Source organism: Thioalkalivibrio sp. ALJ24 (genome assembly GCF_000377785.1).
In the GTDB taxonomy this organism is placed as follows: domain Bacteria; phylum Pseudomonadota; class Gammaproteobacteria; order Ectothiorhodospirales; family Ectothiorhodospiraceae; genus Thioalkalivibrio.
The window spans coordinates 183775-196207 of record NZ_KB898725.1 but is presented as its reverse complement, the minus strand read 5'-3'; the positions used below and the strand labels follow the sequence as shown (position 1 = coordinate 196207).

General features: G+C 66.1%; 11 protein-coding genes and 3 tRNA genes. 8 read left to right on the top strand and 6 right to left on the bottom strand.

Annotated features, from left to right (window positions below):
• Positions 1-2: 2 nt before the first annotated feature.
• The gene (locus tag D571_RS0103185) at positions 3-434 is read right to left on the bottom strand and encodes a DciA family protein (protein ID WP_018935227.1); all 432 of its coding nucleotides are present in this window, start codon (positions 432-434) and stop codon (positions 3-5) included.
• A gap of 45 nt (positions 435-479) precedes the next feature.
• Between D571_RS0103185 and D571_RS0103180 the strand changes: the two genes are divergently transcribed.
• From D571_RS0103180 to D571_RS0103165, 4 genes are all read left to right on the top strand, one after another.
• The gene (locus tag D571_RS0103180; RefSeq protein WP_018935226.1) at positions 480-1349 is read left to right on the top strand and encodes a M23 family metallopeptidase; all 870 of its coding nucleotides are present in this window, start codon (positions 480-482) and stop codon (positions 1347-1349) included.
• 84 nt (positions 1350-1433) lie between these two features.
• Entirely contained in the window at positions 1434-4229 is a 2796-nt protein-coding gene (gene secA, locus D571_RS0103175; RefSeq protein ID WP_018935225.1) for a preprotein translocase subunit SecA, read from the top strand.
• Between the two features lie 24 nt (positions 4230-4253).
• A complete protein-coding gene (gene argJ / locus D571_RS0103170; protein ID WP_018935224.1) occupies positions 4254-5471 on the top strand; it encodes a bifunctional glutamate N-acetyltransferase/amino-acid acetyltransferase ArgJ in 1218 nt (405 codons plus the stop codon).
• The gene (locus D571_RS0103165) at positions 5452-6432 is read left to right on the top strand and encodes a Nudix family hydrolase (protein ID WP_018935223.1); all 981 of its coding nucleotides are present in this window, start codon (positions 5452-5454) and stop codon (positions 6430-6432) included. The genes argJ and D571_RS0103165 overlap by 20 nt, the downstream gene beginning before the upstream one ends.
• 4 nt (positions 6433-6436) lie before the next feature.
• On the opposite strand, the gene zapD is transcribed toward D571_RS0103165, so the two are convergent.
• The 5 genes from zapD to pilB are packed head-to-tail and all read right to left on the bottom strand — an operon-like array spanning position 6437 to position 11716.
• Complete coding sequence (zapD, locus tag D571_RS0103160) at positions 6437-7207, bottom strand: cell division protein ZapD (RefSeq protein WP_018935222.1); 771 nt, start codon at positions 7205-7207, stop codon at positions 6437-6439.
• 55 nt (positions 7208-7262) lie between these two features.
• Entirely contained in the window at positions 7263-7874 is a 612-nt protein-coding gene (gene coaE / locus D571_RS0103155; RefSeq protein WP_026287540.1) for a dephospho-CoA kinase, read from the bottom strand.
• A gap of 7 nt (positions 7875-7881) precedes the next feature.
• Entirely contained in the window at positions 7882-8748 is an 867-nt protein-coding gene (locus D571_RS0103150) for an A24 family peptidase (protein WP_018935220.1), read from the bottom strand.
• A 22-nt stretch (positions 8749-8770) separates the two neighbouring features.
• Positions 8771-9982, bottom strand: coding sequence for a type II secretion system F family protein (locus D571_RS0103145; protein WP_018935219.1), 1212 nt, complete (start codon positions 9980-9982; stop codon positions 8771-8773).
• 18 nt (positions 9983-10000) lie between these two features.
• Entirely contained in the window at positions 10001-11716 is a 1716-nt protein-coding gene (gene pilB / locus D571_RS0103140; protein ID WP_018935218.1) for a type IV-A pilus assembly ATPase PilB, read from the bottom strand.
• Positions 11717-11962: 246 nt separating this feature from the next.
• Between pilB and D571_RS0103135 the strand changes: the two genes are divergently transcribed.
• From D571_RS0103135 to D571_RS13525, 4 genes are all read left to right on the top strand, one after another.
• Positions 11963-12047, top strand: a tRNA-Tyr gene (locus tag D571_RS0103135).
• Between the two features lie 53 nt (positions 12048-12100).
• Positions 12101-12174: transfer RNA gene (locus tag D571_RS0103130), tRNA-Gly, on the top strand.
• Between the two features lie 20 nt (positions 12175-12194).
• A tRNA-Thr gene (locus D571_RS0103125) sits at positions 12195-12270 on the top strand.
• Positions 12271-12337: 67 nt separating this feature from the next.
• Positions 12338-12433, top strand: a 96-nt coding sequence (locus D571_RS13525) for a GTP-binding protein (protein ID WP_018873918.1), incomplete at its 3' end; no start/stop codon positions are given.

Sequence of the window (12433 nt, the reverse complement as noted above, 5' to 3'; positions counted from 1 at the left end):
CTTCACTCCTGCGGTCCCGTGTGCAGGCGGGCGAGCCGCCGCAGGGCCGAAGCCAGGCGGGTGTCATCCATCGCGGCTGCCGTCTGCTCCAGCGATTCGCGGGCGCTGTCCGGGATCGTGCGCCGGTGGGGTTCGGCCACGGGTTCGCTGGCACGGGTCGCACCGCCCAGCGCGACCCGCATGCGTTCGACCTGTGGATAGCCGCCCGCCCGCACGGTCTTGATGATCTCGCGCTGCTGGAAGCGCAGTTCGGTGCACAGGGCGCGGTCGCGGCACACCGCCACCAGGGTGTCCTCCTGGCGTACCAGCTGCAGGCGGCCGCTGGCGATCTGCGGACCGACCAGGCCCGCCAGTGCCTGTTCCAGTCCCGGATCGGGTGCCGCCCGCTGCTGCCAGGAGCCGCGGATGAAGCCGGAAATGCGGCGGGGTGTCATGGCAGTTGACATGGCGTCGGTCTTGCGGGAATCAACGGAGGTTGCATGGATCTGATGCTACTACGAGCGGGCGGTGTCTGTACCCGGGTGCCGCTGTGGCTGGTGGTCCCGGCCTTCCTGGTCTTGCTGGCGGGGGCGGTGGCCGCAGCATTTTTCGTGGGGCAGCAGCAGCGCGAGGTGGTGGAGATGCCGGCGCCTCCGGTCCCGGCCGCTCCGGACCTGGATGCTGCGGAACGTGAACTGGCGCGTGAGGGAGTGGAATCGCTGGCATCGCGCCTGGTGGAACTGGAAACCCGCCAGGCCCGCCTGGACCTGCGCATGCACACCCTCGGCGACGCGCTGGATTTAGACGACGAGGCCCTGGAACCGGACTCCGGGGGGCGTGGTGGTCCGCTGGCGCCGGACACGGCGTCGGATCTGGATCGCCGTGTTGCGGCCCTGGATAACCTGCTTGAGCGACGCGACGAGGCGGTCTCCCGCCTCGATGACGCCGTGCGCATCGACTCGATGGAGGATCGCATGCGACCCGGCTTGCGGCCGGTAGAGTCCGAGGCCTGGGTCAGCTCGGCCTTCGGCTATCGCGAAGATCCGTTTACCGGGGAGCGCCGCTTCCATGCCGGGATCGACTATGCCGGCCGTGAAGGGTCGGAAATCCGCGCGGCTGCCGACGGCATCGTGGTGCAGGCCGGGACGAACGGCGGTCTGGGGCGCAGCATCGACATCGTCCACGCCGACGGGATGCGAACCCGATACGCGCACAACTCCGAGCTGCTGGTGGAGCCGGGCGAACGGGTGGAGGCCGGCCAGGCCATCGCCCGCATGGGCAGCACGGGCCGGGCCACGGACACCCACCTGCATTTCGAGGTCCATGGCCCGGATGGCCCGGAAAACCCGGCGAATCACGTCCACGACTGATCCCTTCGCGCACCGGCATCCGACAGGCAGAGCCCTGCCGGATGGTTTATCCTAGGCCGGTTTCACGCAATCTCCCGGATCCCCATGAAGCAGCTCGTACGCAAATTCTTCGGCAGCCGCAACGACCGCATCATCAAGCGCTATACGAAAAAGGCCGAGCGCATCAATGCGCTGGCCCCGGACATCGATGCCCTTCCGCAGGAGGAGCTGCGTCACAAGACGGACGAGTTCCGGCGCCGGATGCAGGCGGACGAGGATGTCGATGCGCTGCTGCCGGAGGCGTTCGCGGTCTGCCGCGCGATGAGCGATCGCGTACTCGGACTGCGTCATTTCGACGTGCAGCTGATCGGCGGGATGGTGCTGCATGACGGTCGCATTGCTGAGATGCGCACCGGTGAGGGCAAGACCCTGGTCGCGACCCTGACCGCCTATCTCAACGCCCTGTCGGGCGACGGCGTGCATGTGGTGACGGTCAACGACTACCTCGCGCGCCGCGACGCCGCCTGGATGGGCCGGCTCTATCACGCGCTGGGGCTGTCCGTGGGGGTTATCAACTCCTCCGGGGGGCAGTCGGGCGGTTCCTCCTCGTTCCTGTTCGACCCGGAATACGTGGCCGGCGAGGACGGCATGGACGGGCTGCGTCCGGCCAGCCGCAAGGAGGCTTATGCCGCCGATATTACCTATGGAACGAACAACGAGTTCGGCTTCGACTACCTGCGCGACAACATGGCGTTCTCCGCCGATCAGCGGGTCCAGCGCGGGCTCAACTACGCGCTGATCGACGAAGTCGATTCGATCCTGATCGACGAGGCGCGGACCCCGCTGATCATCTCCGGACCCTCCGGTTCCGGCTCCGACCTGTACGAGCGGATGAACGCGATCCCGCCGCAGCTGACGCGACAGGAAGACGAAGAGGGCGAGGGCGACTACTACGTCGACGAGAAGGCCAAACAGGTCTTCCTCAGCGAGGAGGGCCACGAGAAGGCCGAGGCCCTGCTGCGCGAGGCGGGGCTCCTGGAGGAGGACCAGTCGCTGTACGATGCCGGCGCGATCGCGGTGCTGCACCATCTGAACGCCGCGCTGCGCGCGCACGCGCTGTTCCATCGGGATGTCGACTACCTGGTGCGCGACAACAAGGTACAGATCATTGACGAGTTCACCGGCCGCATCATGAGCGGGCGGCGCTGGTCCGAGGGGCTGCATCAGGCGATCGAGGCGAAAGAGGGCGTGCCGATCCAGCGCGAGAACCAGACCCTTGCCTCGATCACCTTCCAGAACTACTTCCGCCAGTACGACAAGCTGGCGGGTATGACCGGCACCGCGGATACCGAGGCCTACGAGTTCCAGACCATCTATGGCCTGGAAGTGGTCGTGGTGCCCGGCAACAAGCCACTGATCCGCGATGACATGCAGGACCTGGTGTACCTGACCCAGGACGAGAAGTACGCCGCGATCGCCAAGGAGATCCAGTGGTGCGTCGACCGCGGCCAGCCGGTGCTGGTCGGCACGGCCTCGGTCGACAGCTCCGAGCGGCTGGCAAAGTCCCTCAAGGAGAAGGGCATCGAATTCGAGGTGCTCAACGCGAAGCAGCACGAGCGTGAGGCGCATATCATCGCCCAGGCCGGTCGCCCGGGCGCCGTGACCCTGGCGACCAACATGGCGGGACGCGGGACCGACATCGTCCTCGGCGGCAGTCTGGATGCCGAACTGGCCGGTGTCGACGACGAGGCGCAGCGTGAACGCATCCGCGAGGAGTGGCAGAAACGCCACGACGAGGTCATCGCTGCCGGCGGCCTGCACATCATCGGCTCGGAACGCCACGAATCGCGGCGCATCGACAATCAGCTGCGCGGTCGGTCCGGGCGCCAGGGCGACCCGGGTTCCAGCCGTTTCTTCCTGTCGCTGGAGGACAACCTGATGCGGGTGTTCGCCTCCGATCGGGTGAAGTCCCTGATGAGCCGCCTGGGCATGAAGGAAGGCGAGGCGATCGAGAACGCATGGGTCTCGCGCGCGATCGAGAACGCCCAGCGCAAGGTTGAGGCGCACAACTTCGACATCCGCAAGCAGCTGCTGGAATACGACGACGTCGCCAATGACCAGCGCCAGGTGATCTACGAACAGCGTGCCGAGCTGCTCACCACCGAGGACATCAGCGACACCATCGACGCGCTGATCAGCGACGTAATGAACGCGCAGATCAGCGAGTACATTCCGCCCGGCAGTATCGAGGATGAATGGGATCCGGAAGGCCTGGAGCGGGCGCTGCAGAGCGAATTCGGACTCGAGCTGCCGGTGAAGCAGTGGCTGGATGACGAAGACGACCTGCACGAAGAACCGCTGCGCGAGCGCATCATCGAACACGCGCGCGAGGCTCTGAGTGGCAAGCGCGAGCAGCTGGGCGATGCCACGATGAACCGCCTGCAGCGCGACGTGATGCTGCAGGTGCTGGACTCCCAGTGGAAGGAGCATCTGGCCGCGATGGACTATCTCCGCCAGGGGATCGGGCTGCGCGGTTACGCCAACCGCAATCCGAAGCAGGAGTACAAGAAGGAAGCGTTCGCGATGTTCCAGTCCCTGCTGGAGCGCATCAAGCATGATGTGATCAAGATGCTGCTGCGCATTCAGCTGCGCTCTGCGGACGAGGCCGAACAGCTCCAGCCCGAGAAGCAGGCGCCCGAAACCGGGGCGATGAACTTCCAGCACGAAAACCCCGACAGCCCGCTGTCGGCCAGTGAGGAGGAACCGGCCGACGCCGACGAGTCGCGCAAGGTGGCCGACGGTGATGAGCCCTACCGGCGCGAAGAGCCCAAGCTGGGCCGCAATGAGCCCTGCTGGTGCGGTTCGGGCAAGAAATACAAGCACTGTCACGGCCGGCTGTAGTCGGTCGGGCGCGGGAGACATCGGATGGCCGTAGGTTTGCAGGAACCGGAGGCACCGCCGGCCGTACCGGGGATCCGTCTGGCCTCGGCGGCGGCCGGCATCCGTTATGCCGGGCGGGATGATCTGGTGCTGATGGATGGTGGCGAGGACGCGACGGTTGCCGCGCTGTACACCAACAGCGCCTTCCGTGCGGCGCCGGTGCTCGTGGCGCAGGATCACCAGGCGCGCGGACGGCCGCGCTGGCTGCTGATCAACGCGGGCAATGCCAATGCGGGTACCGGCGAGCCGGGGCTGGAGGCGGCACGGGGCAGCTGCGCGGCGCTCGCGCGTCTGGCCGGAGGCGATCCGGCCGAGGTGCTGCCGTTCTCCACCGGGGTGATCGGAGAACCCTTCCCGCTGGACCGGCTGGAAGCGGCCCTGCCGACGGTGTACCACGGGCTGACCGAGGACGGGGCTGCCTGGCTGGGTGCCGCGCGGGCGATCATGACCACCGACACCGTGACCAAGCTTGCGAGCCGCACGGTTGTACTGTCGGGCGGTACGGTCCGCATGAACGGCATGGCCAAGGGATCCGGCATGATCCACCCCGACATGGCGACCATGCTGGCGTTCCTTGGCACCGACCTGCAGATTGATGCCGCCGATCTCGACGCGTTGCTGCGCGAGGCCAGTCGCGAGAGCTTCAACGCGATCACGGTGGACGGCGATACCTCCACCAATGATGCCCTGGTGTGCGTTGCCAGCGGGACCAGTGGCGTGCGCCTGGCGAACGACGACGATCGGGCGGCGTTCGCCGGCGTGCTGGAGTCGCTCTGTCTCGAACTGGCCACGGCCATCGTGCGCGACGGGGAGGGGGCCACCAAGTTTGTCACCGTCGAGGTGAGCGGGGCCGCCGAACGTTCCGAGGCCGAGCGCGTGGCGGAGACCGTTGCGCTGTCACCGCTGGTGAAGACGGCGTTGTATGCCAGTGATCCGAACTGGGGCCGGATCCTGGCCGCCGTGGGCCGGGCGGGTGTCCCGGATCTCGCCATCGAAGGCGTCGCCGTCGATATCAACGGTGTCGCGATCGTGCGCGGCGGCGGGCGCGCGCCGGACTACCGCGAGGAGTACGGCCAGGCCGTCTTCGCGGCCGCAGAGATCACCATCGTCATCGATCTCGGGCGAGGTGCCGCGCGCGCCCGCAAGTACACCTGCGACTTCTCCCACGAGTACGTGCGCATCAATGCCGAATACCGTTCCTGACGCGCCCGTCGTGGAGGTGGCGCTGGGGGTGGTGGAGGACGCTGCCGGGCGCGTGCTGGTCGGGCAGCGCGGCGCGGACCAGCATCTGCCGGGGCGGCTGGAATTCCCGGGAGGCAAGCTGGAACCCGGAGAAGACCCCGTCGAGGCCCTGACCCGCGAGCTGTTCGAGGAAACGGGTCTTACCGTCCATCGCGCGGTGCCCTGTCTGCAGCTGGAACATGATTACGGCGACCGGCGGGTCCGGTTGCACGTGTTTCGGGTCCACGGCCACGACGGCCGGGTCGCGGAACGTGAGGGACGAGTCCTGTCCTGGCAGGATGCGGCTTCCCTCGACCCGGCGGCCTTCCCGGCGGCCAATGCTCCGATCCTGCGCATGTTGCGCCTTCCCCCGTTTTTGCTGGTTACGCCGGATCCTGGCACCGCCGCGGCGATCGACGCGACGGTGAAGCGGGTCGCGACGCGTCTGCAGGACGGCGATATCGGGCTGTTGCAGATCCGCGCCCCCTCTCTGGGGTTCGGTGATTACCGGAGCCTGGTCCGGGAGCTGATGGCGCAGGTCCGGCCGACGGGCGTGGAGGTGCTCCTGAACGCGCCTCCGGACTGGCTGGATGCCCTGCCGGCCGCCGGGATCCATCTGCCGGAACGGCGCTGGCGGGGGCTGACCCGACGCCCGGAGGTTTCCGGACCGGTCGGGGTCTCGGTGCACGATGTCACCGGTGCCAGGGAGGCGGCGCATCGCGTCGCTCCGGATCTTGCCGTGGCCGGACCCGTGCGGCCGACGTCCACCCATCCCGGCGCACCCGTGCTGGGATGGACCGGGCTGGCAGAGCTGGCCGCGGCGAGCCCGGTGTCGATCTATGCGCTCGGAGGGCTGGAGGCGAGCGACCTGTCGCGGGCACGTGCGAGCGGTGCCTGCGGGGTCGCGGCCATACGCGGCCTGCTGGAGCGCAGCGGCGCCTGAGTGGCTACAGGGCGCAGCAGCAGAGCTGGAATTCGATGTCCCGGCGCACCGGGTTGGGGCGTACGCGGAAGTCACCGGGATCCATGAAACGGACCGTGAACCGCTGCCGCCCGCCCGAGATCTCCGGATAGATCCCCAGCGCCGGGTCAACGCCGACCCGGATCAGCTGCCAGGCATGCTGGTGGTCCAGGGCCTGTTCAAAGAAGCCGTCTTCCGCGGTTACGCTGCGGTCGATGCCCGACCCCCGGATATAGTGCAGCACATGCTGGGTGGCCTCGGTCACGGCCTCCAGGGGCTGGAACCACTCGCTCAGCAGTTGTGTGCGCTCCGCCGGTGGCTGGGATAGCCAGTGGTGATAGATTGGCAGATCGAAATCGAAGGCGCCACCGGGCAGGGACATGCGCTGGCGTACGCTGTTGAAGAACTCGTTTTCGCGCACCCGCCCGTCAAGTGCCCCGGCCTGGGCCTCCAGGGCCGAATGCAGGCGTCGCTGATCGTCCATCGTGCTGCGAAAGCGCGACGCGTCGACCTCCGGCTGGTCGGCCAGACGCTGGAGATTCGCGGTCTGGCGTTCGATCTCGCCCATCAGCTCCCGCTTGATGTCGACCCGGGTGACGAGCGCGTAGATGTCCACCAGCGAGACCAGGGCCTCATGGTGGTCATAGGGCTTCCCCGCATCCAGGGCATCCCCGAACCGTTTGGTCAGCGCCTCCAGCCGCAGCAGCAGGCGGATCCGTTCATGGAGAGGCTGTTCGAAGATCAGCGGAGCGGTCACGGCAGGGCCATTGGCTTGGAGATCCTGCAGTATCCCCGATTGCCGGGGGATGTTTCTACCCGCCAGAAGTCAGGACTCGCAGATGGCGGTCCGCAGCCAGAACCTGTTCTCGTAATTGCCCGTCGTCAATGCAGTCGCGGTTGTCGATACAGATGTCGGCCCGGCGGCGACGCGCGTCGCTATCGAGCTGACGCTCCATCATCGCGCGGACCTCCTCGCGGGTGCGGCCATCGCGGCGGGTTACGCGCTCGACCTGCTCTTCGGGCGTGCACTCGACGGTGAGGATGTGGAAAAAATCGGTTTCCCAGCCCGCCTCGAACAGCAGCGGTACCACGATCAGCGCGTACGGTGCTCCGGAGGGCTCGCCTTCCAGTCGGGCATGGATCTCGTTGCGTACGGCCGGGTGGACGATCGCTTCCAGGGTCTCGCGTTCCCCGGCGTCGGAGAACACCCGCGCTGCCAGGGCCCGTCGATCGAGGTGCCCGCGCGGATCGAGGATGCCCGGTCCGAACCGTTCGACGATCGCCCCGTGCAGTGGTTGTCCGGGTTCCTGCAGTTCGCGCGTGACGCGATCGGCATCGAGTACCGGGATCCCCTGTTCGGCGAACAGCGCCGCCACACGGGATTTCCCGGATCCGATCCCTCCCGTCAGTCCTGCTCGCTCCATAACCGCATTATAGGCCGTGTGGGAAATAGATGCGCAGCAGGGCGTCGCCGGTGATCAGCGTCAGCCATCCGGCCGCGGCCAGGTAGGGGCCGAACGGGATCGGGATGTTGCGATCCCGCCCGCGCAACAGGATCAACGCGATTCCGACCACTGCGCCCACCAGGGAGGCCAGCAGCAGGATCACCGGGATCGCCTGCCAGCCAAGCCATGCACCCAGCGCGGCCAGCAGCTTGAAGTCGCCGTAACCCATGCCCTCCTTGCCGGTGAGCAGGCGGAAACCGTGGAACACCAGCCAGAGCAGCAGGTAACCCGCCATCGCGCCGAACACGGCGGACTGCAGGTCGGTGAACAGGCCGAAGCTGTTGACCAGGAGGCCCAGCCAGAGCAGCGGGAGGGTCAGCTGGTCGGGCAACAGGGTGGTGCGGGCATCGATGCCGCCGGCTGCGATCAGCACGCCGGTCAGAACCAGCGCAAGGCCCGCCTCGGCGCCGACACCAAAGTGCCACAGGGTTATCGCGAAGAGGATCCCGGTCAGCAGCTCCACGATCGGGTACTGCCAGCTGATGCGCGCACCGCAGCCGGGACAGCGTCCGCGCAGGAACAGAAAACTGAGCAGCGGGATGTTCTCGATCGCGCGGATGCCACGCTGACAATCGGGACAGCGCGATCGGGGACGGATCAGGTCGAAAGGCTCCGTGGTGGCGTCTGACGCGGGCTCCTCGCCATGAAGGACGTAACGGGCTTCGGTCTGCCACTCCCGTTCCAGCATGATCGGAAGTCGGGCGATCACCACGTTGATGAAGCTGCCGATCAGCAGCCCCAGCAGACCGGCGATGATCGCCAGCGCCACCGGGTTCGCGAGCAGCTCGTTCATGTGCGGGGCAGACCGCCGGGCATCAGATCACCTGACCCATCTGGAAGATCGGCAGGTACATCGCAATCACCAGGCCACCGACCAGCACGCCCAGGACCACCATGATCAGCGGTTCCAGCAGGCTGGAGAGGCTGTCCACTGCGTTGTCGACCTCTTCCTCGTAAAAGTCGGCGACCTTGGCCAGCATCGAATCCAGGGAACCGGACTCCTCGCCGATCGCGACCATCTGCACCACCATGTTGGGGAACACCGCGGTGTTGCGCATCGACCACTGGAGCTGCCCGCCGGCCGCGGTCTCGTCGCGCATGCGTTCGGTGGCCTCGCGATACACCGCGTTGCCGGTGGCGCCCGAGACCGAGTTGAGGGCGTCGACCAGCGGCACGCCGGCGGCGAACATGGTGGAGAGGGTCCGGGCGAAACGGGCCACTGCGGCCTTGCGCAGGATGGGCCCGAAGGCCGGGGCGCGCAGGATGGCGATGTCGAGGAAACGATCGAATTTCGGGAGCCGCTGACGGGCCTGAATGAACAGAAATCCCGCCAGGATCGCCGCACCAAGGACCGCCCACCACCAGGCCTGCATGAACTCGGACATGTTGATGACCATGCGCGTGAAGACCGGCAGGTCGGCGCCGAAGCCCTGGAACAGGGCCTCGAACTGCGGTACTACATAGATCAGCAGGATGGCCGTGACCACGATCGCGACCACGATGACCGCGGCGGGATAGAACAGCGCCTTGCGGATCTTCGCCTTCAGGGCCTCGGTCTTTTCCTTGTACGTGGCGACCTTGTCGAGCAGGGTCTCCAGTGTGCCCGACTTCTCGCCGGAGTCGACCAGGCTGATGACCAGGTCGTCGAAATGTTTGGGGTGGCGCGACAGTGCGGTCGCAAAGGTGTCACCGCCCTCGACGTCGCTCTTGATCTGCATGATCATGTCGCGCATCGAGGCCTTTTCGTTGCCTCTCCCCACGATTTCGAAGGCCTGCACCAGCGGGACGCCGGACTGCAGCATGGTGGTCATCTGCCGCAGGAAATAGGCGATGTCCGCCGGGATGATCTTCTTCTGTCCGCCGCCCAGCAGGGGTTTGGGCTTCTTCTTGATCTTGAGTACGTTGACGCCGTTCTTGCGCAGTTCGGCGCGTGCGGAAGCCTCGTTCTCGGCGGGTACCTCGCCCTTGACGCGGTCCCCGTTCTTGTTGAGGCCTTCCCAAGTATAGATGGTGCCGGAATCGGCCATTCCCTGTCCCCCTTGCCGCTAGTCGATGGTCACGCGGTTGACTTCTTCCAGGCTGGTCAGCCCCTCGATGACCTTGTGCAGGCCCGCCCGGCGCAGATCCTTGATGCCTTCCTTCTCGGCCTGTCGGGCCAGCTCGGTGCTGTTGCCGTTCTCCAGGATGATGCGTTCAATTTCTTCGGAGATCGGGAGGACCTGATAGATGCCGACGCGCCCCTTGTAGCCGTTGGTGCACTGGTCGCAGCCGACGGGCCGGTACACCGTGAACCCCTGTTCCAGCTCCTCGTCGGTGAAGCCTTCGTCGCGCAGGGTTTCCTCGGGAAGCTCCTCCGGAGCCTTGCAGTTGGGGCACAGGCGCCGCGCCAGCCGCTGGGCGATGATCAGCAGGATCGAGGAGGCGATGTTGTAGGGCGGGACGCCCATGTTCGCCAGGCGCGTCAGGGTCTGTGGCGCGTCATTCGTGTGCAGGGTCGAGAGCACCAGATGCCCGGTCTGTGCGGCCTTGATCGCGATTTCCGCCGTCTCGAGATCGCGGATCTCCCCGACCATGATCACGTCCGGATCCTGGCGCAGAAAGGCACGCAGCGCGCTGGCGAAGGTCAGCCCGACCTTCGGGTTGATGTTGACCTGGTTGACGCCCGGCATGTTGATCTCGGACGGGTCCTCGGCGGTGGAGATGTTGCGATCCGTCGTGTTCAGGATCCCGAGGCCCGTGTAGAGAGAGACGGTCTTGCCCGACCCCGTGGGGCCGGTCACCAGGATCATCCCGTAAGGCCGGCTCAGTGCGCTGAGATACTGTTCCTTCTGCTCTTCCTCGTAGCCCAGCTGGTCAATGCCCATCGAAGCCGAGCTGGGGTCGAGGATCCGCAGCACGATCTTTTCGCCGAACAGGGTCGGCAGCGAGCTGACACGGAAATCGATGGCGCGCGTGCGCGAGAGCTTCAGTTTGATCCGCCCGTCCTGCGGAATCCGGCGCTCGGCGATGTCCATGCGTGACATGACCTTCACGCGTGCCAGGATGCGTGGCGCGAGGGAATTGGGTGGGCGCGCGACCTCGTGCAGCACCCCGTCGATGCGGAACCGGACCCGGAAATCCTTTTCGAAGGGTTCCAGATGGATGTCGGACGCCTTGCGATTGATCGCATCCATCAGCAGCTTGTTGACGAAGCGCACCACCGGCGCATCGTCCACCGCGTCATTCTGCTCGGCGCCGTGGTCGCCATCCGGGTCGGATTCGACATTCAGGCTGTCGAGGTCATCGTCGCCCAGATCCTCCATCAGCTGGGAGGCCGCGTTGAGCGCGTTGTCGATCGCCTTGTCGAGCTTCTTCGGTTCGACCAGCACCGCCTCCACCGGCATGCCCGTGGCGAACTTGAACTCGTCGGTCGCGACCAGGTTGGTCGGGTCGGAGATCGCGATGAACAGCCGGTTGCCGCGCTGCATCAGGGGCAGGGCGTGGTGCTTCTGCACCAGCTTTTCGTTGAGGTGGTCGCGCGGGATCACCTCGTCGTCGAACGCCGCCAGATCCATGATGGGCAGCCCGAATTCCTCGGCGGCCGCCTCCACCAGGCGGGGCTCGGGAACGTCACCCTTGGTGGCCAGCAGCGCCATCAGCGGGGTTTGCTGGGAGCGGGCTTCCTCCACCAGCTGCTGCGCGATGTCCTGCGCGATCAGCCCGCCGTCGACGAGGCGTTTCGCCAGTCCCGGAAGTCGGGGCACCGTATTGCTGTTGGCCATGGGTGTTCGCACACGATGTAAGGGATGGTCCACACTGTACGTGGCGTGGAACGGAAAGAAAACGCGCAACCGCCCCGGGGTCGATGCTCGGATGGCTCGATCATAGGGTGGTTATTCCGCCGAATACAAGGATGCGGGCAAGGTTTTTGCCGACCGCGTGAAGGGCGCCACGATCCGTGCCCCGGCGGTGGCGTCCCCGGGGTTGACTTGCGCGCGCAAGCCTCTCAGAATGCACGGCTTGGTTCAGGAGGGATACCCAAGCGGCCAACGGGGGCAGACTGTAAATCTGCTGGCACAGCCTTCGGAGGTTCGAATCCTCCTCCCTCCACCATCCGGTTTTCATGCCAGTAGCCCGAGCGGGTACGGCGAGAAGGCCAGGGCTCTGCGGGTGTAGTTCAATGGTAGAACCTCAGCCTTCCAAGCTGATGATGTGGGTTCGATTCCCATCACCCGCTCCAGATTCTGGCTTGCAGGTCCGGCTCATGTAGCTCAGCAGGTAGAGCACTTCCTTGGTAAGGAAGAGGTCACCGGTTCGAGTCCGGTCATGAGCTCCATTATTTGTATGCAGCAGCCTGCGGGCTGCCGCCGCAACGACAGCGTCACGATCCGGGGAAGCGAGATATGTCCAAGGAAAAGTTCGAACGCAAGAAGCCGCATGTGAATGTGGGGACGATTGGTCATGTGGACCACGGGAAGACGACGCTGACGGCGGCGTTG